At 68.2% G+C, this 21,594-nt stretch carries 23 protein-coding genes, 1 tRNA gene and 6 pseudogenes; 15 read left to right on the top strand and 15 right to left on the bottom strand.

Features of this window, described 5'->3' with window-relative positions; genetic code table 11:
- Positions 1 to 94, top strand: a pseudogene (locus AC07C1_RS40170) (IS5/IS1182 family transposase); the annotation flags it as partial.
- Between the two features lie 289 nt (positions 95 to 383).
- Here AC07C1_RS40170 and AC07C1_RS40165 read toward each other — a convergent pair.
- On the bottom strand, positions 384 to 983 hold the full coding sequence (locus AC07C1_RS40165; RefSeq protein WP_478947064.1) for a transposase: 600 nt from the start codon (positions 981 to 983) through the stop codon (positions 384 to 386).
- Between the two features lie 204 nt (positions 984 to 1,187).
- Between AC07C1_RS40165 and AC07C1_RS40160 the strand changes: the two genes are divergently transcribed.
- Together AC07C1_RS40160 and AC07C1_RS40155 are read left to right on the top strand one after the other, a co-directional pair.
- Positions 1,188 to 1,454, top strand: coding sequence for a hypothetical protein (locus tag AC07C1_RS40160; RefSeq protein ID WP_478947063.1), 267 nt, complete (start codon positions 1,188 to 1,190; stop codon positions 1,452 to 1,454).
- Positions 1,455 to 1,963: 509 nt separating this feature from the next.
- A complete protein-coding gene (locus AC07C1_RS40155; RefSeq protein ID WP_478947062.1) occupies positions 1,964 to 2,383 on the top strand; it encodes a hypothetical protein in 420 nt (139 codons plus the stop codon).
- 351 nt (positions 2,384 to 2,734) lie between these two features.
- Here AC07C1_RS40155 and AC07C1_RS40150 read toward each other — a convergent pair whose 3' ends face one another.
- The gene (locus AC07C1_RS40150; protein WP_478947061.1) at positions 2,735 to 3,097 is read right to left on the bottom strand and encodes a hypothetical protein; all 363 of its coding nucleotides are present in this window, start codon (positions 3,095 to 3,097) and stop codon (positions 2,735 to 2,737) included.
- A gap of 453 nt (positions 3,098 to 3,550) precedes the next feature.
- Between AC07C1_RS40150 and AC07C1_RS40145 the strand changes: the two genes are divergently transcribed.
- From AC07C1_RS40145 to AC07C1_RS40130, 4 genes and pseudogenes are all read left to right on the top strand, one after another.
- Positions 3,551 to 4,315 (top strand): hypothetical protein, encoded by a 765-nt coding sequence (locus AC07C1_RS40145; protein ID WP_478947060.1) that lies wholly within the window; start codon positions 3,551 to 3,553, stop codon positions 4,313 to 4,315.
- Between the two features lie 88 nt (positions 4,316 to 4,403).
- A pseudogene (locus tag AC07C1_RS40140) lies at positions 4,404 to 4,547 on the top strand (diadenosine tetraphosphate hydrolase); the annotation flags it as partial.
- A gap of 42 nt (positions 4,548 to 4,589) precedes the next feature.
- Positions 4,590 to 5,506: pseudogene (locus AC07C1_RS40135) on the top strand (transposase); the annotation flags it as partial.
- Between the two features lie 109 nt (positions 5,507 to 5,615).
- On the top strand, positions 5,616 to 5,807 hold the full coding sequence (locus tag AC07C1_RS40130) for a hypothetical protein (protein WP_478947059.1): 192 nt from the start codon (positions 5,616 to 5,618) through the stop codon (positions 5,805 to 5,807).
- Positions 5,808 to 6,117: 310 nt separating this feature from the next.
- On the opposite strand, the gene AC07C1_RS40125 is transcribed toward AC07C1_RS40130, so the two are convergent.
- Positions 6,118 to 6,351, bottom strand: coding sequence for a hypothetical protein (locus AC07C1_RS40125; protein WP_478947058.1), 234 nt, complete (start codon positions 6,349 to 6,351; stop codon positions 6,118 to 6,120).
- A 614-nt stretch (positions 6,352 to 6,965) separates the two neighbouring features.
- On the opposite strand from AC07C1_RS40125, the pseudogene AC07C1_RS40120 reads away from it, so the two are divergent.
- Both AC07C1_RS40120 and AC07C1_RS40115 read left to right on the top strand, forming a co-directional pair.
- A pseudogene (locus tag AC07C1_RS40120) lies at positions 6,966 to 7,176 on the top strand (transposase); the annotation flags it as partial.
- A 460-nt stretch (positions 7,177 to 7,636) separates the two neighbouring features.
- A complete protein-coding gene (locus AC07C1_RS40115; protein WP_478947057.1) occupies positions 7,637 to 8,383 on the top strand; it encodes a hypothetical protein in 747 nt (248 codons plus the stop codon).
- An 8-nt stretch (positions 8,384 to 8,391) separates the two neighbouring features.
- On the opposite strand, the pseudogene AC07C1_RS40110 reads toward AC07C1_RS40115, so the two are convergent.
- The 5 genes and pseudogenes from AC07C1_RS40110 to AC07C1_RS40090 form a co-directional block, all read right to left on the bottom strand.
- A pseudogene (locus AC07C1_RS40110) lies at positions 8,392 to 8,529 on the bottom strand (IS701 family transposase); the annotation flags it as partial.
- 123 nt (positions 8,530 to 8,652) lie between these two features.
- Positions 8,653 to 9,522, bottom strand: a complete 870-nt coding sequence (locus tag AC07C1_RS40105; RefSeq protein WP_478947056.1) for a DUF3626 domain-containing protein — start codon at positions 9,520 to 9,522, stop codon at positions 8,653 to 8,655.
- Positions 9,523 to 9,574: 52 nt separating this feature from the next.
- Positions 9,575 to 9,766 carry a DUF6192 family protein gene (locus tag AC07C1_RS40100; RefSeq protein ID WP_478947055.1) on the bottom strand — a complete coding sequence of 64 codons (192 nt, stop codon included), beginning with the start codon at positions 9,764 to 9,766 and terminating at the stop codon, positions 9,575 to 9,577.
- A gap of 124 nt (positions 9,767 to 9,890) precedes the next feature.
- Positions 9,891 to 10,145, bottom strand: a complete 255-nt coding sequence (locus tag AC07C1_RS40095) for a hypothetical protein (RefSeq protein WP_478947054.1) — start codon at positions 10,143 to 10,145, stop codon at positions 9,891 to 9,893.
- 440 nt (positions 10,146 to 10,585) lie between these two features.
- Entirely contained in the window at positions 10,586 to 11,041 is a 456-nt protein-coding gene (locus tag AC07C1_RS40090) for a MarR family winged helix-turn-helix transcriptional regulator (protein WP_478947053.1), read from the bottom strand.
- 83 nt (positions 11,042 to 11,124) lie between these two features.
- Here AC07C1_RS40090 and AC07C1_RS40085 point away from each other — a divergent pair, with 83 nt between their 5' ends.
- Positions 11,125 to 11,502 carry a VOC family protein gene (locus tag AC07C1_RS40085; protein WP_478947052.1) on the top strand — a complete coding sequence of 126 codons (378 nt, stop codon included), beginning with the start codon at positions 11,125 to 11,127 and terminating at the stop codon, positions 11,500 to 11,502.
- A 4-nt stretch (positions 11,503 to 11,506) separates the two neighbouring features.
- A complete protein-coding gene (locus tag AC07C1_RS40080) occupies positions 11,507 to 12,010 on the top strand; it encodes a transposase family protein (RefSeq protein WP_478947051.1) in 504 nt (167 codons plus the stop codon).
- A gap of 224 nt (positions 12,011 to 12,234) precedes the next feature.
- Here the strand turns inward: AC07C1_RS40080 and AC07C1_RS40075 are convergent, their stop codons facing one another.
- Positions 12,235 to 13,155 (bottom strand): intradiol ring-cleavage dioxygenase, encoded by a 921-nt coding sequence (locus tag AC07C1_RS40075; protein WP_478947050.1) that lies wholly within the window; start codon positions 13,153 to 13,155, stop codon positions 12,235 to 12,237.
- 188 nt (positions 13,156 to 13,343) lie between these two features.
- Here AC07C1_RS40075 and AC07C1_RS40070 point away from each other — a divergent pair, with 188 nt between their 5' ends.
- Positions 13,344 to 13,943, top strand: a complete 600-nt coding sequence (locus AC07C1_RS40070) for a M15 family metallopeptidase (RefSeq protein WP_478947049.1) — start codon at positions 13,344 to 13,346, stop codon at positions 13,941 to 13,943.
- A 65-nt stretch (positions 13,944 to 14,008) separates the two neighbouring features.
- Here the strand turns inward: AC07C1_RS40070 and AC07C1_RS40065 are convergent, their stop codons facing one another.
- From AC07C1_RS40065 to AC07C1_RS40055, 3 genes are all read right to left on the bottom strand, one after another.
- Positions 14,009 to 15,799, bottom strand: a complete 1,791-nt coding sequence (locus AC07C1_RS40065; RefSeq protein WP_478947048.1) for a hypothetical protein — start codon at positions 15,797 to 15,799, stop codon at positions 14,009 to 14,011.
- A gap of 106 nt (positions 15,800 to 15,905) precedes the next feature.
- Entirely contained in the window at positions 15,906 to 17,306 is a 1,401-nt protein-coding gene (locus AC07C1_RS40060; RefSeq protein ID WP_478947047.1) for a serine/threonine-protein kinase, read from the bottom strand.
- A 409-nt stretch (positions 17,307 to 17,715) separates the two neighbouring features.
- Positions 17,716 to 18,387: an 8-oxoguanine DNA glycosylase OGG fold protein gene (locus tag AC07C1_RS40055; protein WP_478947046.1), complete on the bottom strand. Its 672-nt coding sequence runs from the start codon at positions 18,385 to 18,387 to the stop codon at positions 17,716 to 17,718.
- Between the two features lie 463 nt (positions 18,388 to 18,850).
- On the opposite strand from AC07C1_RS40055, the gene AC07C1_RS40050 reads away from it, so the two are divergent.
- Positions 18,851 to 19,927, top strand: coding sequence for a hypothetical protein (locus AC07C1_RS40050; RefSeq protein WP_478947045.1), 1,077 nt, complete (start codon positions 18,851 to 18,853; stop codon positions 19,925 to 19,927).
- A gap of 8 nt (positions 19,928 to 19,935) precedes the next feature.
- Here AC07C1_RS40050 and AC07C1_RS40045 read toward each other — a convergent pair whose 3' ends face one another.
- The gene (locus tag AC07C1_RS40045; RefSeq protein ID WP_478947044.1) at positions 19,936 to 20,394 is read right to left on the bottom strand and encodes a hypothetical protein; all 459 of its coding nucleotides are present in this window, start codon (positions 20,392 to 20,394) and stop codon (positions 19,936 to 19,938) included.
- On the opposite strand from AC07C1_RS40045, the gene AC07C1_RS40040 reads away from it, so the two are divergent.
- Complete coding sequence (locus AC07C1_RS40040; protein ID WP_478947043.1) at positions 20,384 to 20,530, top strand: hypothetical protein; 147 nt, start codon at positions 20,384 to 20,386, stop codon at positions 20,528 to 20,530. The two genes, AC07C1_RS40045 and AC07C1_RS40040, sit on opposite strands and share 11 nt — an antisense overlap.
- Positions 20,531 to 20,613: 83 nt before the next feature.
- Here AC07C1_RS40040 and AC07C1_RS40035 read toward each other — a convergent pair.
- Positions 20,614 to 20,690, bottom strand: a tRNA-Met gene (locus AC07C1_RS40035).
- Positions 20,691 to 20,745: 55 nt separating this feature from the next.
- Positions 20,746 to 20,949, bottom strand: coding sequence for a cold-shock protein (locus AC07C1_RS40030; RefSeq protein WP_467500699.1), 204 nt, complete (start codon positions 20,947 to 20,949; stop codon positions 20,746 to 20,748).
- A 128-nt stretch (positions 20,950 to 21,077) separates the two neighbouring features.
- Here AC07C1_RS40030 and AC07C1_RS40025 point away from each other — a divergent pair.
- Positions 21,078 to 21,506: pseudogene (locus AC07C1_RS40025) on the top strand (ATP-binding protein); the annotation flags it as partial.
- Positions 21,507 to 21,594: the final 88 nt, after the last annotated feature.

Below are 21,594 nucleotides of genomic sequence, written 5' to 3'. Positions count from 1 at the left end.
GGGCTGGCGTCTCCTGCGGAAGCTCCGCTGCAGCACCAACCGAATCACCAACGTGGTGAAGGCCGTGCTCGTCCTTCACCACGCATCAGCGTGAGCTTGGAAAGAGCTCATTGTCGCCAAGCTAGTCGAACGTCTGGAGGCTGTGATTCTCCTGCCGGAGGGGGTGGCCATCTTGGGCACCGGGAAGGACCGCTCGCACCTGCCGGCGGAGCTCCGAGCCGACGCCGTCGTTGTCGAACTCAGCGGGGCAGCCATCCAAGGGATTATCGAGAGCGTGTGACGGCGCCTTGGCCATGCAGATTCATGTGCGGAGCCAGAGCCAGATCGCTGCGACCGTGACAGCGCCGTGGAAGACATAGGCACGCTTGATGCCCCTATGGATGTCAACCAGTGGAGGCTGGTGCGGGAGATTGGCTCCGCGTTGTGAGCAGGGCTTGGTAGATCTCGCGGGCGACGTAGCGTTTGAGGCATCGGATGGCTTCGCGTCGTGTCTTGCCCTCGCTGACCCGTCGTTCCACATAGGAGCGGGTGCGGGTGTCCCAGCGCAGGCGGGCGATGACGATGGTGTAGAGCGCTGAATTGGCCTGGCGGTCGCCGCCGCGGTTGAGCCTGCGGCGTTGGGTCTTTCCGGACGATGCTTCCACGGGGCTGGCACCGCAGAGGGCGGCAAACGATGCCTCGGTGGCCAGGCGATCGGGGTTGTCGCCGGCTGCTGTCAGCAGGGCCGCGGCCGTATCTGGGCCGACGCCGTAGAGGCCCAGGAGCTTGGGTGCGCAGGCATCGATCGCGGTACTGATCGGGGCCGTGAGGTCGTTGATCTCCTCGGTGAGGTAGCAGGATCCGCCGGGCCACACCCGGAGCGTGTGGCGGGATGCCGCCTGCGGCCCGGTGCCGGGCGCGGGCCTTAACTGCGAACAGCGGCGGATGAGTTTGGGGTTGCTGAGTCCGGCCAGGGATTCACGCAGTGCCGGCTCTGCCGCCACGAGGACGGCTCCAGGCCCTGGGGGGCGCGGGGCCCAGGACGTCGGAGCCAGCACGGTGGTGGCGCCGGGACGCGGGGACGGGCGGAAGAGGCGCGCTTTTTCGGCCAGTACTCGCAGGTAGCGGTACGTGGGGCGGCTGCGCGGGGGAAGATCGCGGTCGTGTACCGCGAAGACATGCCCAGCTGCATGCGGTGGGAAATCCTCATGCACGAACGATTCAGCGACGTGTGGATCTGCAAAGACTTCGGCCGCGCCACTACCGAGGCAGATCCCGCTGAGCTGGGCCGGACTCTTCTCGCCGCGTACCTCGCCGGCCGGGACAGCCGGGGCGAAACGTTCCGCGTCGTCGTCCGCGCCGGCAACGGCAGCCAGTGCGTCATCACCCCCGCCCACCTCACCGGCCCCGGCTGGAAAGCGGACCCGGCCATCCGGCAGGCACTGCCCGCTTACCTCCGCGACACCCTCGCCTGACCCTGGCAGCATTTACGTCATGAACGGCGAGGACGGCGTCTCGCCCGGCATTGAAGCGCACATTTCGCGTACCGATCGCGTGCAGACGGCGTGCCCGTCGCCGGGACGACCAAAGACGCCATGGCCAGCGGCCACCCGACGCGCGGACCACATAGCGCGCCGGCCGCCCGGGCGGCGTGCCGGTGGCCATCGCCTGACCCTCCAACGCTCGGCTATGGCTCCAGGGACGTGTGCACACCCACATCGGGCCGGGTGGACGGCCCCCGCGTACGTGGAAATGGCGGCCGCCCGCACCCGGCTGGAGGCGGATGCCGATGCCGCCGCGCGTGCCAGGGCCGCCGAGCAGGCCCGCTGGTCTGCCGCCGCGCATGCCGCCGCAGCCGAACGGCGTCTGCAGGAAACGGCGGGCCGAGCAGGCGCTAGAATGATCATTTCGCACCTCAGTTCTACTGAGCTCGTCTTTTGGGGGATTCTTGCGTCTCAAGCACACTCTGGCTGCCTCTGCGGCGGTGGCTCTGGCCGCCGTCGTCGTCCCGGCCGCCGCCACGCCCGCCGCCGCTGCCCCGCTGACCACGTCGGCCAGCGTGCGGGCGACCGACTACTCGTACTCCGGCCGCGTGGACATCGGCTGGCGCCTCCGGCCGTACAGTCTGGACCCCGTCACGATCCACGTCGAGGACACCGCGACCGACGGCTACGCCATCGGTGCCCGCCTTGTCACCAACGGCGACAACGGCCACATCGTGTGGCGGCTGCGGACCATTCCGTCGGGTCAGGACACCGCGACGTGGACGACGTACGCCTCGCCGGGCGGCTACATCGACAACGCCTACATCGAGGTCTGCAAGATCAGGGTGAGCACCGGTGTCATCTCGTCCTGCGAGTCCTCGCCGGTGATGAACGCTCCGTTCGACGACTCCTCCGCGTGACGTGAGAGGACCGACGGGCGGTGCGGGGTGATGGCGCCCCGCACCGCCCGTCGGCAGTCGACCGGGCGGATACGGCCGCCGGTCCTCTTCCGTACTGCGGCCTCCAGCCGGTCCCGTCTGGCCGTGTTCCTCGAACACGCCGGGATGGATGCCGGGGTGTGGCCCGCCTTCGCGCAGCTAGTCCCGCGCACGGCAACGGGCTGCTTGTCTACAGCAGGTCCCACCCGAGCCGGGAGTTCCGAAGCGGACGGCGCGAGACGGGCGCCGGCGCGCCCAACAGCCCGCCCCCTGTGCGGAGACGGGCTGTTGGGCGCGCCCGGACCGGGGCCGCGGGCGCAAGGCCGCACTGGGTCAGGGGCGGGCGCGGTTCCGGGGCGTCTTGCCCATGCGGCGGATGGTGGTGGCGCGGGCCGGGGCGCGGGAGAGCCCAATGCGGTCGAAGTGTTCGTGCCCCGTGGCGTTGGAGTGGTCGGTGGGCCACGTGTGCGCGGCCTGCTCCGTGGCGGGCAAGTCGCGGAAGTCTCCGCCGGGCAGGGCCCGGCCGACCGGCCCTCGCTCCGCGCACGCCCGGCACCGGTGGAAGACGATCTCCGCGTACCGGTCGGGGTCGAAGCCGAAGGGGGTGAACGGGTCGGCGAGGCGCAGGACTTCGTCGGCGCTGATCACGCTCGCGGTCGCGGGCGCGGTCGTCGTAGTGGTGGTGGCGGGGGTCATGGGTTCAGCTCCTGCCGGTGGGGACGGCGCCGGGCCGTCGGTGATGTCGGAAGGGGGCCGGGCACCCAAGAGGTGGGAACAAGGGAGATCGCCGCTCCCCCGGGGTGCCGGTAGCCGTTACCGTTCACCGGCGGCCGACAAGCCAGGCAACAGGGCGCAGCGGCCGGGATGCCCATCGCCATGGACGGCAGGGCGAGTGGAGCGGGCACGGGGCGGCCCCGGCGCCGTGAGTGCGGGCCGGGGCGGGCGTCAGTCGGTGGGACGTGGTGGGTAGCTGAACTTGGACGAGATCGAGCCCCTCCGATGCCCGGCGCATCGCCTCGCGCGAGGCGGAGATCGTCTGATGCCCGATCGTGATCCACGGGTGTGCAACCCCGTATGGATCACGGCTGTCTGAAAAACGCGCCGGAGGATGAGTCTCCGGCGCCTTTCGGTACAGAGATCGGGGATCAAGTGGGGAAGAAGCTCTGGAGAGCTGTTGTGGCCGGTGGCGCGGCCGCGGTGTTCACCGGCGTGGCCGCAGTTCCGGCCGGCGCGGCCGAGGGCGGGGCCTCCTTCACCCGCGTCCAGGTGAACGGCGGCAAGCCGATCGTGATCGGCGTGTCGAAGGAGGTCGCGGTGCCCACCTCCTTCCGGATGGCGACCACCCACAAGTGGAAGTGGCCGGCGGTGTTTCTGTACCGCGGCGGTGCGGGTGATCGACTGTGGCACGCCATCGAGACAAGCGACTGCATCAAGGTGAGCTCGGGCGTCTGCGACTTCAACGAGTCGATGTACTTCGACCCGAGCGAGTGGGAGATGCACAACAGCGAGGCCGGAGCCTGGAAGGTCGCGGCCGAGGTGTATTTCCAGGGCGGCGGCGGTGACACCGATGACGAGGGCCTCACGGCCTACGTCAAGCGCAACTCCCGCCTGACCGTGAACGCCTCACCCGAGCCGGTGACCAAGGGCAGCACCATCACTGTGACCGGAAAGGTCACGCGAGCCGACTGGGAGACCAGGAAGTACGCCTCCTACGAAGGCCGCCTGGCGAGCCTGCAGTTCAAGCCCACCGGAGCCACCTCCTACACCACGGTGAAAAAGGTGTACGCGAACGGCTCGGGTGATCTCAAGACGACCGTAAAGGCATCCAAGACGGGCACGTGGCGCTGGGCGTATTTCGGCAACACCACCACCGGGCCGTCGACTTCGGCCGGGGACAACGTCGTAGTGAAGTGATTCGCCCGGGGTGCCTCTCGCCCTGCTCGGCAGCCGGCTCCCCCGAGGCCGCCTTATCGCGTCAAGCGGTGACGGGGAGAACTTCGGGGAGCCGGCCGAACTGGTGGGCAAGCCGGTGTAGCTGTACCCGCGTGACCGCTGGAGTGACGAGCGGTTCAGGCTCAACTCCCGGCACGATGTGCTGCGGGATGTGATCGGCAGCGAACTGGACCGGCTGGGTTCGATGGCCTGACGGTGGGGGCCCGCCGACCGTAGGGTCGGCGGGCCTGGTGATCAGTGGCGGCCGGGTGACCCGGAGGTCCTGGTCGTGCTGGACGCCGGATACGACGCCCCGCGCATCGCCCACCTGCTGGCCGACCTGCCCGTCGAGATTCTCGGCCGGCTCCGTTCAGACCGGGTGATGCGGCGTCCGACACCCACTCGCGAAGAGTTCCACCTGGCCAACCCCAAGGGTGGCCGGCCGCCCAAGCACGGCGGCGAGTTCGTTTTCGGCGACCCCACGACCTGGGGCGTCGAGCAGGCCGTGAGGGTCACGGACACCCGGCTCTATGGGAAGGTGACCGCGCAGGCATGGGACCGGCTGCACCCGCGGCTGACCCGCCGGACCGCATGGCTCGACCACGACGGGCCGCTGCCCATCATCGAGGGCACCGTCATCCGCCTGGCCGTGGAGAAGCTGCCCAGCGGCGGAGTCAACAAGCCGGTGTGGCTGTGGTGGTCGCGTACCGGCGCCACCGAGGCGGACGTCGACCGCTGCGGGCAGTCCTTCCTCCGCCGTTTCGACATCGAGCACACATTCCGCCTGCTCAAGCAGACCCTCGGGTGGACCAAGCCCCGGCTCCGCAGCTCGGAAGCGGCCGACCGGTGGACCTGGCTCGTGATCGCCGCCTATGCCCAGCTCCGGCTCGCCCGCCCGCTGGTCACCGACCTCCGCAGGCCCTGGGAAAACCGATCGAGCCGAACAAACTGACACCCGCCCGCGTCCGCAGGGGGTTCAGAAACCTGCACGCGAAGACCGGCTCACCCGCCGGCGCACCGAAACCCTCCCGTCCCGGCCCAGGCCGACCGCCCGGCTCGAAGAACCGCTATCCGGCTATCCGTCATGACGTGGGACGCGTCCTCGCCACCGGCGAGGCATACAACCGTCCCGCCCACCACAAGGTGGGCACCAAACCCCGCAGAACAGGCTGACGAGCGACACAGAGGACCAGCACACTGAGCGCATGCGCTATGAGGAGAGAGCCAAGCTCACGGTCGTGAAAGTCCTGGTCCCGCTGGCCGTCCTTGTCGCCTCACCAGTGTGCTGCTGATAGCAGGAGCGCCGATCCGCCGCCGCTATCTCCGCTATGTCTACCGCGATAAGGCCACGCAGATCCTGGGCAAGGAGCGAGGTTGGGGCAGCGCCCACTACTTCGTGGTCACCGACCCACTCCTGCAGTGGCTCTGCTGGCCCACAGAATCACTCGCCCGTCTCATCGAGCGCCGAGGTTAAACGACAAGCTCAGTTGAAAGGCTCAGCGGCGGGGGCGGCCGATGCGTTCTGCGCGGGGCAGCATCGAACGGTCGGGCTTCGGGAACGGGACGGCGCGGCCGTACACGCCGCAGCGCCACGCCGTGGCAACCGCCATGCCCCCCCCGCCGGATGGCGGCCATCTGCACACGGTGCCGCCACTCCCCCCCGATCACAAGCGTCTTGAGCCACGGCGCGGCACGGCACAGCATGGACGACCTGGAGCACGTCTGGCGGTGGTTCCACACAGCGAAGGGCACCGTACCGGACCGGACAACCCGGCTACGCCGCTTCAGTCCTGGTCCGTTTCATGGCTTAGCCCTCTGCCCACTTCCTGACGGGCGGGACGTTCTGATACCCCGTCCTCCGTATCGCTGTCATCGTCCGACTTGAGGGCCGACAGCATCTCACGCACTGCGAGGATGAGTTCGGGAAGTTGCTTGACGAGCTGGACGAGCAGTGTGACAAACAGGCTCAGCAGACCGAAGACCGCAAGGACGGTCAAGGTAAGGGAATTCCAGTCCACTTGCTTCAGCGCCTTCCAGTTCTAAGAGGGTCGAACTGGAAGCGGGCAGCCTCAGTCCGACCACCGACTTCGTGGTTCGTGAACTGAGAGACTGCCGACGCACGCAATCATCCTCGGGGCGGTGCTAGCGCCTGCGTTTCAGCCGCTCCTCCGTACTGGATTAACGCGGACCGCCGGCCCGCAGTCGGTCGGGATGTCTTGAATGCCGGGGCTTGCGATCCTTGCGTCTCGGGGCCACCGCCACACTGGCAACACATCCCCCCGCAAGGGATCTAGATCCCTGCGGGTCACGCACGCTGCCTCGTCGGCAACGTGCACTTCGACGATACACAACTCGGGGCAAGCTCGTGGGCGTTGGAGGTGAGGTCAATGCCGGGCCCCGTACCGAACCGTGAAGCCGACCTGGCTCGCCGGCGCGAGCGCAAGGGCGGTGAGGTTCAGTCAGTGAGCTCTTTCAGCGTTGCCGCTCCAGGGTGAGGACTGCTGCGCGATTGACGTCATGCGGTTCGGACTGCATCGGGATCTGCGGAAGATCCGCCTGCGACATCCTTCGCACCCGCCCGCAGAGCTAGCCAGTTCAGATGTCACCCGATCGTGCACCAGACCCATGGTTACGCCGACGCGGCATCACGCACCGCATTGCCCGCAAGGGAATCGAGACCTCGCAGCGACTCGGCCGCACATCGCTGGACCGTCGAACGCACCATGGCCTGGCTCGCTGGCTGCCGACGTCTCCACCGGCGCTACGAACGCAAAACCGATCACTTCATGGCCTTCACCAGCATCGCCTGCATCCTGATCTGCTACCGCCGACTCGCCAAATGAGGTGACTTCCTACTCCGACGGGTGGGAAGCCTTCTTAGGTCTCCATGGGGAGGGGAAGCCGTGACGGTGTGGGAAGCATGCCTATGGGGCGTTCTGGGCGCTGGGGCTGTTGAGGCACTGGACCTGTATGGCGCTATTCGCCGGGTGCAGGGTTACCCCTGGAGGGAGGAAGGCCAGACCCCGCTGGGCCCTTACCTGTTGTCCGTCGTATTGCGGCTGGGCCTTGGAGTCGGTGTAGCAGCGGCCTTCGGAGCGTCCGGTCAGGCCGGCGGACCTGTTGGCGTGGTCGCGGTGGGAATCGCCGCCCCCAAGATTCTTGAGCAGATCGCGCGCCATGGACTTCCACCCGTCGAAGGCGAGGGGCGGAGCAGTTCTCCAGCCCCACCTGGGCAGCAACCCACCGCGGAAAGCCCCACAGGTTCTGTGCATGAGCCGACTGGCCCAGAGGGAGGGGACGTAGATGCCAGCTGAGTCCCTGCGACGGCGCATCTGGGCCGCGATCGCACGCACGACACCCGGTATTGACGCTGGCGGTTTGGCATCACCCGACTCTTCAAGCCAACTGCGATCCGCGATCGCACGCACACCAGAGTCGAGCGGCCTGGCCAAGACCCGGCACCTCCTAGCCGAGGACCGTCCGGACTATGAGCGGATGGTGGACCAGGCTCTTAATGAACCCGAGTTGCGCGCGCTGATGGGTCTGCCGGGCAGTTACTGGCTTAGCCCCGAGCAGCTGCGCACTCTCGCCTTGAGCGCTCAAGCACTGATCACTGCCTCGGCGGCGCAGGAATACAGGACCTACATCATGCTGCGGGAACACGACCGCGTGGCACGAGGTCGTGCAGAACTTGCAGAAACAGCTGGCGCCGGATTCGTCGCTGTCATGGCAGTCCTTGTACCCGTGCTTAGTGGACTGTCTGCTCTGCTTCTGCTGTCGGTGGGGTATTTCCTGCGCTGCGTCAGTTCGTGGCCGATGGCTGGGCAGCTTGTAACCAACGGGTGGTTTCTCGCCGCAGTGACTGCGGTGGCAATCGTTGTAAGTGCTGTAGGTCTATTGCTGACTGCTCTGCGAAACGCCTCGACGGATGCGACGAGCGGTGTTCCCCCATCTGAGGAAGTGCTGCGGGCGCGGGAAGTGTGGCGGGAGGCTGTGATGGAGAGGGGCATCAAAGTCTTTCTCCGACAGGCCGTTGCTCCTAGTCGATAGAGGGACGTGGTCCCGGAGCGCGTCGAGGATCTGGTAGAGGGTGAGGGCGGTCCAGGTGCTTTTGGGGCCAGACGCTGTTCGGTAAGAAACACGTGGGCGGCGGTGACCAGGGTGACGCGGTGGTGCCAGCCGGGCCAGGACCGGCCTTAGAGTCGTGAGGACGGCGTCGCGGTTCGCATGTAATCCACGCGCGTAGCGAGGCGTGGGACGGCTGCGGTTTTGTTGTGTGTGCACTCTCAACCCCCCACCGTGCATGGAGAGTTCGTGCATCACACTACTTGCGGCTTGCCCGCATCCGCCTGGGGCGGCGCGCCGAAGCGTGCCACGCAGTGCCAGACCTTCTTGAGCGCCTGCGGGTCGTAGCAGCCAGAGGAGGCCGCCTTTCCGATGATGCGAGGATCGAGGTTGCCGTTGGCCGCGATCTCGGCGCCCAGGTCGACGTACTCTTGTCCGCGGTAGTCCGGGTGGCGCCGCAGATGCTCCACGGTCAGATGGAAGCCAGGGTGCCATTCGACAGGGCACGGAAGCCGGCGGGCATCGGCTTCTACGGCTGTCCCGCGATAGCTGGGATCCAGGACAAGTGCCTCCACGTCACGGTCAAGCCTGACCGCCCCGTGGATCTGTGCCTCGATGTGACCGTCCAAGGCGTCCAGCGCGTCGGCCTCAGCCAAGTCGATCAGGGCAAACCGGCTCGCGACACCGAATGCCGAAGGCTCGGTGGAGCTGTCCGGGTAGCAGAACGTCGCGCGTTCGAGGGTGTGGGAGGCGAGCCTGAAGTACGAGGAGCCGAACCGAGGCGCGGCGCCCACGGACGCGTGCCGGTAGTTCAGCGCGCCGTAGACCGGCCGCTCGTGAGCTGCGGCGCAGTCATAGGCGCCACCGAAGATACGGCTCTCCCAGCGCCACCGGTCCCCACCCGGATACGCGGTCAGACCGCCGTTGCTGGTGCCGGTCACGAACTGCGAGCGGTAGACGCCGTCTTCCGCCATCCTGAGAAGGATCGGACGCTCGCCCACCAAGCGGTCGGGATGGAAGTTCATCGTCAGCCGCGGCCGCGAATCGAGTGGGCGCCCGACCGACAGGGCCGCCACATGCCGCAGCGCCTTCTCCTGCAGCCACCAGGAACCGTCACTACCCATCCGCGCAGTGTGCACGAACGCCTTCCGTCACGGCATCCGGAATATCGCGACCTCACGCCACCAAGCCGGAGTCCGGATAATCGTCCCGCATCACCGTCCGGGCCACCGTCGGCCTGCGCAGCATGTCCGTGGTCACCTTCTGGGCGACGGTGTTGTCCCTGGTCAGCTCCGTGACGACACGCACCCGGTCGGCTGGCATGACGTGCTCGGTGACTTCCGGCCGTTTGAACAGGTCGGCGGCCACTTGGGCAGCGACGGGATGATGACCCGGCCAGTGCCACGCGAGGCCTCGATGTAGAGGCCGGTGAAGAAGGGATCCGCACGGAACAGGGCGGCCAGAGCGGTGTGGTCCAGGACGGCCGTCAGGTTCATGCGGCGGCGCCGCCCTGATGGGCGCGGATCTTCGCCCAGGCGTCCTGGCCGGCCTGCTGGACCTGCTCGGTGTACTCGATGCCGAGCTCACGGGCAGCCTCAAAAGCCCGCTGCTCCCGCTCGGCCGCCGTGAGCTCCCGGGTAGCGAGAGCCTCCAGCAGCTCCGTGATGGTGGTGCCGCGCTCCTCCGCGAGGATGCGCAGCCGATCGCGCACTTCCTCGCTGGTTTTGATGCTCGTCGGCTTGCTCATAGAGTCGATTCTACCGCCGGTAGACATGATGGGAATCGCGTCTTCGAGCACGCCGTCGGCGCAGCCGGTGGCCCAGCAGGAGCGGGCCCCGGATGGCGGGGCGACTCGAGACGGCATGGCTCCCCCACCGGCCTGGGGCCGAGTGCCATGGCTGAGCCCGCCATGCGGCCGATTCCGGTCACAACCCTGTTGCCTGGCCGAATCCAGTGCCATCCTGTGACCGCGGTGATCCTCTTCCTCCCCCAGGCGGAGGCCCCCGCCCCCTGGCCCCGTCCGTGTGCTGTCACCCGGGCGGGGCCGCGCCGTCCCTCCCGGCCTCCCCACGGGAGGGCCGACGGCTGCGCAGACCCCGCACCGTGTGCGCCGTCTACGCGCTTGCCTCGCCGATGCGGCGTTGGGACACAGCGATCCCCCTCTGGCCCATCGAGCTGCAGACCGGTTCACCCACCGAGTGTCTCTGCCATCCGGTCCAGGTCGGCGAGAAGAGCAGCGAGGCGCTTCGGCGGCAGGGCGTCGGTCATCTGCTGGTCGATGGCGTAAACGGCCGTGCGTGCCGCGGCGAGGCGGCGGTGGCCCTCCTCGGTGACGTGGGCGGGCAGGGCGCGGCCGTGGTCGGTCGTGGCCGCGCGGGTGATGAGGCCGGCGTCCTGCAGCCCGCGCAGGACGACGTTCATGGACTGCCTGGTGACGAAGGCGCCGCGGGCCAATTCGGCGTTGGACAGCCCGGGTTGCTGGTCGAGTAGTTCGAGACAGGCGTACTGCGGCACTGTCAGGCCGTACTCCCGCAGGGCCCTGTCCATCGCACCGCGCAGGGCGGCCGCGGCACGCTTGAGCCGGTAGCCCAGTCGCTCGGTCACATCGGCTGGCGGGGTCGGGTCGGTAGTCCCATCACTCATGTCAGGAGTTTGACATAGGGCAGCGGAAACGCCTACCGTCGCTTATGTCAAAGTCCTGACATCCAGTCGACTGAGGAGCACCCATGACCACCACCGTTTCCGTCGCCGGGCCGGATTTCATCGCGCTGCAGGTGCGTGACATCGACGGGGCTGCCGCCTTCTTCGAGACTCAGCTCGGGCTGCGCCGGGCGCCCTCCTCGCCCCCCGGCGCCGTGGTGTTCACCACAGAGCCGGTGGCGTTCGCCGTCCGCGAGCCCCTGCCGGGTGTGGACCTCGACAGCGTGGAGCGGCCCGGCCTCGGAGTCGCCCTGTGGTTCAAGACCAGCGATGCCCAGGCCCTCCACAACCGTCTCCAGGCCGCCGGGACCCCCATCGTCAAGGCGCCGGAGGACGGCCCGTTCGGCACGATGTTCACATTCCTCGGACCCGAGGGCTACGCCATCACCGCCCACGGGAACTGACTGTGTGCGCCTTCACCATCGCCCCGCAAGGACCTTTCTCCCTCGCAGCCAGTCTCGGCTTCCTCAAGGGCTTCACCCCCGCCAGGTATTACGACTGCTGGACGGGACCCTCGCCGAGTGCGACCGCGTCGGCGACAGCCGAGCCGACTACTCGGCCAAGAACCGCCGACACGGCGTGAACGTCCAGGTCGTCACCGATGCCACCGGTGAGGTCCTGTGGATCTCGCCCACGCTGCCGGGCTGCACCCACGACCTGACCGCAGCCCGCTCCCACCGCATCATCCGGATCTGCGAGCGCCAAGGCGCCGGCCCCTGGGTCGTCACCGGACTCAAAAGGCCACCAGGCGGTGAAGTCACCCTCACACAGCGCACCGTCAACCGGGCCCTGGCCGCGGCGGGGGCACTGGTCGAACGCGGCATGGCACTGCTGAAGTCCTGGCAGGCAACGCTGAAAACGCTCACTGATGGGCTTGGCTGGGCGAGTACCAGTCCACCAAGGAAGACATAGCACAGTCTCTGTGCTTGGTGCCGCGACCGTTCAGATGCTGCACTACGCCGAGCGTGCAAGCGGCCCCGCCGACATGCCGTCGGCGGGGCCGGTCCCTCAGTAGCGGGGGCGGAAGGCGACGGGCTTCGCGCAGTTCCACACCTCGGGGTCGTAGTCGTGCTCCGTTGCCCCTTGATAAGGCCCGGCGAGACTGCGGCCCGCCGGCCTGACGGACGGCCGCGGGGTCAGCCAGAGCTGCCGGGGCGGGGCGCGCCGGGGCCCGGCTCGACGGGTGTGGCGTTCGGGTCGACGCCCAGCACGATGGATCCGGTCATGCCCTTGGTGTAGCTGCCGGGCCTGACCTGCTTGAGCGTGACCAGTGAGGCCGCGCCTGCGGAACGGGCGATGTGATCCTCGGCCAGTTTCACCCGCTGGGCTCCGGTGTGCCTGGCATACGGTTCCAGTTTGGCGATGGCGTCGGCGACCTGGTCGGTGAAGAAGACCTGGCCGGTGTGGGAGACATGGCCGTCCTGGTACGTCCCGGCCTGGACCTCTCCGCCGTAGTGCACCTTCAGGTGGATGTGGGTGGTGCGTCCGTAGTACCAGCCGGGGAAGATCGTCTTGAAGGTCGCCCTACCGTGTGCGTCGGTGAGTTGCACACCGCGCAGGAACGTTCTCTTGTCGGTGTTCGGGATGTGCCCGTTCTCGTCGGTCTTGCTCGGATCGAAGGGGACGTCCGGGGAGATGCTCGTGTAGCCGGCGTAGACCCCGCCGGCGTCGCAGTGCCAGATGTCCACCGCCGCGCCGCGTACCGGCTTGCAGGTGGCGGTGTCCACCACCTGGAAGCTCACGGTAAGCGGGACGCCGGGTCGGTTCTCCGTAATGTCCCGGCGGACCTTCTCTTCCTCCAGGTAGTACGGACCCGTCATTTGCTCAGCGGTCAGGACGCACTGGGGAGCGACCGTGGAGGTCGAACCGGCGGCGGGCCTGCCGCTGCCCGAACCCTCCGTTCCGGCCGAGGCCTGGGCGCCATAGGCCGCGATTCCGGCCGCTCCGAGGCCCGCTCCGCCCAGGACGGTCAGGACCTTGCGCCTATTGGGTCCCGGAGTGGCCGGGTCGTTGTCGCCTCGGGTTAAGGGTGTGTGCCGCTGTTCGTCGTGTGCCATGCGGTGGAACCTAGGCTTCGACCATGAGCGAGGGCTGGGCGACGGCTGTGGATGCCCTGTGAAAACAGCGGCACAAGCGCGGGTCTGCCACCCTCATCGGGCTCCGGACCTAGTGCTTTGACCAGGAGCGTTCGCCGGGTTGTGAGCAAAGTTGTGGTCGTTTGACCGCGCTCGGGGATCATCGCGGGATGAGCGAGATCATCTTGATGTCGGATCCACGGGTGGCAGCCGTCCCCGTACATGAGTGCGGTGAGCCGCTGGTCGATGTCCGGAGGGGGCCGCTCCTTGTGGACTTGCGGAAGCAGGACGACTCGGACGCCTTCTTCTACCTGCGGGAAGGCGTGCTGGGGCGTCTGCTCCAGGCACAGGCGCACTTGCCGGTCGGCCTGGGGTTCCTGGTGGTCGAGGGCTATCGTCCTCCGGCGTTGCAGCGGCGCTACTTTGAGAAATACGCGGCCAGATTGCGAGCTGAGCAGCCTGGATGGACCGACGAGCAGATTCGGTCGGCGGCGAGCCGTTTCGTGTCGCCACCGGAGATCGCGCCGCACAGCGCGGGCGCGGCGGTGGATCTTACGCTCGTGGATGCGGACGGTCGTGAGCTGGATCTGGGTACGCCTATGAACGCGACTCCGGAGGAGAGCGCCGGCGCCTGCTACACCGACGCTGCCGGGATCAGCGCGCAGGCGCGCGCCCACCGGGAGATCCTGGGGCGCGTGTTGACGGCCGTGGGTCTGGTGAACTACCCGACGGAGTGGTGTTCCCAGTCAAGTTCTTGTGTTCAAGAGTAGAGGTCCTTCGAAGGGCCTCCCAGGATGTGACTGGCGGGGCAGAGAATTCAATTGGTGGCCAGGGCTTACAGCCGGGGTATCAGATCCGACATGACAGCGAGGGGCAGCGAAGGATTGGCGGCTGCCGCCTCCACCACCCGCCAGTCGGCGTCGGTGAGCAGCTCTTCGATGATCGGCGGCGGAAGTGCCGCATGACTGGCGGCCATAGGCCTCGCCCGTGCGTCTGCCAGGCAGGCGAGCAGCGCCGGTGCCGACGCATTGCGATGCCGGGCGATCTCGCGGAACGCCTTCTGCACCGATGGTTCGTGCCGGGCAAGGTCCTCCAGAAGTGCCGGAGTCGCGTCCGGATTGGCGGCCACCGTAGCGACAACCCGGACTCCGTGCCGGGCGAGCATGGTGCGCAGTTGGCCTTCCGAGAGGCCCGGGTGTGGAGCGATGGACTTGACCACTTTTGCGTCGGAGTCGGCGGCCAGCGCGTCGCGTATAGCGGGTGGCAAATCGCGGCGCTGGGCTATGAGCATCCGCGCGGCTGGGTTCGGTGATTCGGCCAGCTCCTCGACCTCGTCGGGGGATGCCGAGGCGATCCGCGGCAGCAGAGTGGCGCCGATCCTGGTAGCGCTGGCCAGGTGGGTCAGAACGTCGAGCGGTACGAGAGGGTTGTGGGCAAGCCTGCGCCGCACTTCGTGGTCACGGTCGGTGGCCAGTGCGCGGATCAGGGCGTCGTCAATCGCCGGATTCTCAGCGAGATCGGCTCGAACACCGGGATTCGCATCTACGGCGAGCCGAGCGCAGACCTCCGATGGCAGATTGGGGCGGCCGGCGAGTGTCCAGCGCAACTGCAGCGAAGGGTGGTCGACGAAGCCGACGACGGCTTCGGCAGGTGTGACCGGATTCCGAATCGCCATCTGCTGCGTCTCGTGCCTGGTGGACTCGTGGGAGCCGTCGCACGAGGCGCCGGACGGCAGATCGCAGTCGAGTCGCGAGCATTGTGGATCGTGCACGAAGGGCGCCTCTTCACGGTCGCAGACCAGGCACCGCTGTGCGGTTGGCAGCCCCTCGCCGGTGAGCAGCGCCGCCAGTACGGCCGGTGGCGTCGCCTCGTTGGCCGCCACCGCGCGACGGACCTCGGCATGCGGATGCGCCGCAAGTCTGGTGGCCGTCTCCGGTGTCGTCCACAACGCGAGCTCCGCGACGATCTGTACGTCCGAGTCGGTGGCCAGCATCTCCACCAAATCGAGCGGAAGGCCGGAGCAGGCGGCCAGCTTCTCCCTGCGCTCGACGACTGGATCTTCCGTGAGGAGGCGCGCCCACTCCGGGCGTCCGGCACGCTCGGCAAGCAGGGCGAGCGCGACGTCCGGTTGCGTCGCGGGATCAACGTCTGCGGCGGTCAGCAGGCCTGCATACGCAAGCGCCACAGCGCTTTCCTCGACACGAGAGGCCAGCACCACCGCCTGCGCGTGGCTGAGGTCGGCCCGATGCGCGAGGTCCGCAGCGATCTCGGCGTCCGCGTCTGTCAAGCCGCCGTATTCGTCCTCCAAGTGCTCCCAGCTGTACCGGTGGAGTTCGCCAGCCGAGGTCAGCTCGGCCTGCTTGATAACGATCAACTCAGCGCGGTCGGGTACGGCCTCGACGTACCAGAGGCCGCCTTCTTCGTCAGCGTGGCGGAAGTGGTGCCGCAGGGTGGCGCTCTCCTCGAGTACTCGGAGGTACGCCGTGATCTCGGCCGCGATGCGCTCCAGGTCAGCTACGAGAGCATCGTGCCAGTGGGCGCATACGGGTGCGCCGTTCCGACATCCACAAGTGACATCAACGGCACCGGACGCCCCCACCCCTAGACGGTCTGGTACGGCCAGCATGGCCGGGTGGATCCCTAGTAGTACTGGGTAGAGATCGAACTCCTAAAGCGGGTGTACCCCTAGAAGGTTGAGCATGTAACGGCACGGCGGGTTTGGTCCTCGGCCTCTAATGCGTCGGGCTTGGGCTGGGCGGTGCGCCGGTAGTGGCGCCGCCCTTCGAGGGCCTTGGTGATGGGGGCGCCGTGCCAGCGGTTGGCGTCGCCGCAGGTGTCGTCCGGCTCTGGCCAGCGGCCCCGGCTGTGGTCGGCACGGATCGTGGCGGCGGTGACGCCGATCCGGGCGGCCTCGAGCTCGCGGGCGGTGCAGAGGCGCTGCGGCTCGAGCTCGGGGCAGCCGCTGGATAAGAAGCGCCGAGTGTCCGAGAGACGGGCTGGGCATGAGATCCGGTTGCCGCAGCCGCAGGGTGGGACGCACCGAGTGCCCTAGAGGGGGGCTGAGCCCCGTGAGATCGGGTGGGTGGGAGGGCACCGGGCCCGCTCTTGGCAGTCGCCGTACCGGAGGGCGGGTGCGAGGGGGTTTCGGCGGGCGTCGCTGCTGCCCGGTCGTCGCTTCCGCTAGTGCTCGATGTGACGGCAAGAGTCGCGCCTAGGGCCACGGAGAGGGCCAGGGCCGTGCCCGCTGCCAGGCGACGGCTGTGGCGAGTGCCGCCGGGGAGGTTACGCCGGGTGACTGCCGCCTCCTGAGAGCGTATGTGCTCCTCCGTTCCGGGGTGAGCGGCCAGCGGCGTCGGAAGGCGCGCCTCGGAGGGCGCCGAGAGCGGCAGCGGGTATGGATCAGGTCCGGCGTGCCGGGAGGCGAGGGCTTGCGCGCACTGCTCGGCGTCCGGGCGGCCCTCGGGGTCCTGGGCGGTCATGGCCCGCAGCAGGGCCGCGAGTTCCGAGGGGAGCCAGGTGGGGACTTCGGGTGGGCGGTGTAGGCGGGCGACTGTCGCTTCCAACGGGGTGCCCTGGTACTCCAGTTCGCCTTTCAAGCACTCCAGCAGGACCAGGCCGAGCGCGTAGACGTCGGCGGCCGGCCCGATCCGCCTGCCCTCAACCTGCTCCGGTGCCAGATAGGCGGCGGTGCCTATCAGCACGTCCGGTGCCGTATGGCGGGTGGCGTTGGCCAGGCGCGCGATGCCGAAATCAGCCAGGTGAGGAGTACCGGCCGCGTCGAGGAGGATGTTCGACGGTTTGATGTCTCGGTGCACGACGCCGGCCTGGTGGACATAGGCCAGCACTCGCGTGAGGGCGGCGCCCACATCTACCACACGCCGCTCAGGCAGCGCTCCACACGCCAAAAGGCTGCGCAGCGTGGGGCCCTTGATCAGTTGCATGACCAGGTAGGTGCGGTCTTCGTGGCGGCCGGCGTCGTAGACGGTGACCAGTCCCGGGTGCTGCAGGCGGGCCAGAAGGACGGCCTCCGCGGTGAGACGGTCCTCCGTCTGCGGGTCCGGGCCGGGCCGGAATAGCTTGACGGCCACGGGCCGCCGAAGGCGCGTGTCAACGCCCTCGTACACGTCGGCCATGCCTCCCGATCCGATTCTCGCGCCCAACCGGTAGCGGCCGGAGAGGACTTCGGCGGGCTGCTCATCGGCTGGAACCGGCGCTGGCGTCGGCGGGGCTGCTGATTGGCGGGCCTTCATCTGGTTCTCCGTTGCTGTCACCGCGTACCGGACTCGGCCATGGGCCATGCTGCGAGGCGGGTACCCCAGCCTGTGTCAGATATCCGAACCAAGTCGGCGCAGCGACGAGACGGCCCCACTTTCCCCGGTGGCTGGCGCGTTGCGACAGGTCAGGCAAGCTGCCAGCCGGACAACTGCCGTCGTCGCCGACCTCCGCCGTCAGCCACTTCCCCGGCAGGTCTGACCGGTAGCCGACAGCCGTGGTCGCAGGTCAGCAGGGCGACCGGGGCCAGGAGACACGAGCTTCCCAAGCTCAGGTCTCGTCTACGCGACCGTTCAGATGGAAGAGGAGCCACTCAAGCCAGTCCGGTGTGACACCCAGAGACGAGGCCCAGCCGTGCATGGCACTGACGTAGGTGGCGTATCGGGTGGGCCAGTGGTGGGTGCCGGCCGCCTTCCAACTGGACCACCCGAGGGCGTTCAGCGAGCGAAAGACCCGGTCGTCGAGGATCAAGGCCCGATCACATGTGGTTTCACGGTCGTCCACGGCCGCGAACCACTTGGTGAAGAAGGATCGCCCCACTCCCTTAAGGACGAACTGCTGGTAGGCCCTACTCAGGTCTCCGCCTCGGACCGCTTCGCGCGTGGTCCGGAGGACTCTGGGCAGGCGCGGGTCGGACAGGGCCGCTTCGGTGTACCGCGGCCCACGTCCGTTGGTGGTACCTGAGCCCCAGATCATGACAGCCACGAACAGGTCACGCAGGCCGTCGGCGTCATCACCAACGTGGTCACGAAGACGGGCCAAGTCGCCCCGCTCGATGAGACGGTCACCGCCCGGCCCACTCGCAGATTCAACGCCGATATCGAGCACATGCGCCGCCCCGTGCGACGCCAACCGCGGGCGCCACGTTCCTGGACGGAAACGCACGGGCTTCTGTACGCATTCGCCGTAGCGGACAACGAGCCTCTGAAGCTGCTCCACCATGCTCCCCCCTGGCCATGACGGCGGCGTGCCGTGGGCCGTAGCGTATGGGAAGCCGACCATGAACGCAGGTGAACGACCTCGTACACGGCCTCTTGGAGCACCAACGGACACTGAAAGCCAGCCCGCGCGACGTGCTGTACCGACTCGCGCGCGCATGGAGCTTTCACACCGCTGGCTATGCGCCCTACCCAGTGCTTGCACGGCGCTGCACGCTGAGTGCCGGCCGAGTCTTCGAGTGAACTACCGGGGGGCGAACGGTGGGCGAGTGGAAGCAGAGCAAGTGCGGCTGGCCCACGGCGTCTGGAAGGCGTTGCCAGAACAAGACGCTGAAGGGCACCTCACGCTGCTACCTACACCAAGGCGACTGGACGAAGCGCGGCCAGGCCCAACTGAAGAAGAGGGTGGGCACGCGTCGCAAGAAGTAGGGCACGGTCGGGGGTGAGTGTCTACTGACCTTCAATGCATGATGTCGTCATGGCGGGGTGGGTACGAGTCCGGTGCCGATGAGGCAGTCTTCGCCTACACCGACGACTCCGTGTGGGAACCCCTCGCCCCGCCCACTCACGCTCTGGTCTCCGTGCCCGGCACCGGCCCGCATACGGGCCCGGACACGCCCGCCGACGCTCTTGCTGAACTCCTCGTCGCCATCGGCCGCCGCCAGCACGAACACCGCGACCGCACCGCTGAGCGTCTCACCGCCGTCCTGGGCACCGGCCTTCTCTCCGGCGAACTTGTCGAACTCGCCCTCTACTACCGGCCCAAAGCCCACAAGGACCTCGGCCGCACGGACGCGGCCGCGGACGGCATGCGCCAGGTCGCCGACGCCGGCGGCCGGCTCGCTGTGCGCGCCCGCCGCGGCCTGGCCAACCTCGCCCGCATCCGCGGCTACTTCCCCACCGCCCTCGCCGCCGTCCCTACCCAGGGCTGGAAAGGCCGCCACCACCGCGTCCTGGGCCACATCCGCTGGCCCCACGGCGACATCGACCGAGCCACCATCGCCTTCGAGGCCGCACGGACCGAAGCCGAACAGCACGACGCCCCGGGCGAGCGGGCCATCCCCCCGACCCACATCGCCCTGGTCACCGCCTTCGCCGACCCGGCCCGTGCCGACGACGAGCTGGCCCTCGCCCACCAGCTCCTGGCCCACCGCGACCAGCGCGCCACCACCCTCCTCGCCCACGTCGCCGCTCTCGTACGCGACGCCGGCACCGACCGCGACGTCACCGACCGCGCCACCGTGCTGCGCACCGAGATCACCGTCGCCGGCCTCGCCTGGCTCACCCCGCTCCTGGAAACCGCCCTCGCCTTTCACCACGCCGTGCGCGGCGCACAGGAGGACCTCGCGGCCACCATCGACCGTCTGCGCGAGGCGACCGCGAACGGTGACTTCGCCTACTACCGCCACATCGCAGCCGCCATGGGCGACCTGCCCCAGCCCGCCGGGCCCGCCATACGCTGGCTCGACGATGAACCCACCGTCCGTATCCGCTGGCGCGCCCTCGTCACCGCCCGCCAGCACCGCCTGCACGGCACTCAGTAACGGCCGGGTCAGTCGCCGTCCTCGGCGTACGGCTCCGCAAGACGCAGCCCGAGGTCGTCGAGCCAGTGCCGGACCCAGGCGCGCAGTTCGGCGATGTGGACGGGGCTCATGTCATACGCGGCGTACTCGCGGTCGGAGGTGAAGTCGACCGCTTCGAGCCGGCCGTGCAGTTCCTCCAGGTCAAACTCCTCGTCGTGCTGCGCGCCCAGACGCTCGAGTTCCCCGATGGTGTACAGCTCGCGGGCGCTGAAGACGTCGATGACGTCGCGGGGGAAGCCGCGGTCGTGCAGGGCACGGACCTTCAGTCCCACGGCGTCGTCCCGGGACAGCGGGGGCCCGGCATCCGTCTGCGCGGGAGGCCTGTGGAAGATCTCTTTGAGGATGTCCAGCTCGCAGGACGCGCCGGTTGCCGCGTCGGTGGCGAGCAGACGGGCCATGCGGGGGGCGACCTCGACGATGCGGATCACCCAGCCCTTGTCCTCAAGGCCGGCAGCAACGGCGCTGGTGATCTACCTCAACGCCTCCGCCTACGGCACCGCCCGAGTGATCGATCGCCACGTCGTCCTCGCAGGTATCGAGGACCATCAGGGCCAGGAACGTTGAGCCTGTCTCTGAACTCATAAACCGCAGCGCTTCCCCGCTTGGGGGCAACGCGGAAGGGGCCCGCGCTTGCGGGCCCCTTCTTCTGGTAGCGGGGACAGGATTTGAACCTGCGACCTCTGGGTTATGAGCCCAGCGAGCTACCGAGCTGCTCCACCCCGCGCCGGTGATGCCACTCTACATGGTGGATCATGCGGGACTCACTCGCCGGTCGGGCGTCAGCCGCCACGGACGATGTTCTCGGCCTGGGGGCCCTTCTGGCCCTGGGTGACGTCGAAGGTGACGGTCTCTCCCTCAACCAGTTCCCGGTATCCGTTGCCCTGGATATTGGAGTAGTGCGCGAAGACGTCCGGTCCGCCATCTTGGGCGATGAAGCCGAAGCCCTTCTCGGCGTTGAACCACTTCACGGTGCCGCTGGCCATGCTGTTGTCCTTCGTTCTCGCTGGGAAGCCCCAGCTGGGTGAGATGGGGCTTCCCAACGAGAAGAGGCCCGGCGTCCGTCCTACCCCACCCGCAGCCCGGTTATCCGATCATTACGCCACCTCGACTCCTCAAGGTCCTCTGCCAGGACGAGATCACCCGCCGCGAGACCGTCGCCTCCTAACGCAGGCTCCAGCGGGCGAAGTTCGAGCAGCAGGTCACCCTGGAGGAGTTCGACTTCACCGCCTCCTCGAAGCTCCCCGCCGCCCAGATCCGCGACCTTGGAGCCCGCGCTGGCTACACGCCAGTGAGTCCGTAATTTTGTTCCGTCCCGTCGGGGTCGGCAAGACACATATCGCGCAGGCCCCGGGGCCACCTCGCTGTCCGCCAGGGCGCCCACGTCCGCTTCGCCAAGACCAGCCGGATCCTCGCCGAACTCGCTGGCGGCCACGCCGACCGCACCTGGGAGAAACGGATCCGTGAACTGGTACGGCCCGACGTGCTCATCCTCGACGACTTCGCCATGCGCCAGCTCTCCGCAGCCCACGCTGACGACCTCTAGTGCCGCGGCAGGCAACGTTCGCCCCGTCGCGACGCCCGGCACGCACTCTCGCCGCACCGGCCGAAAGCCCAAGTACATCCAGTAC

The sequence above is a fragment of the Streptomyces sp. NPDC045022 genome (genome assembly GCF_056432605.1).
The sequence above is the reverse complement of the archived record's forward strand: the minus strand, read 5'-3'. Positions and strand labels throughout refer to the sequence as shown.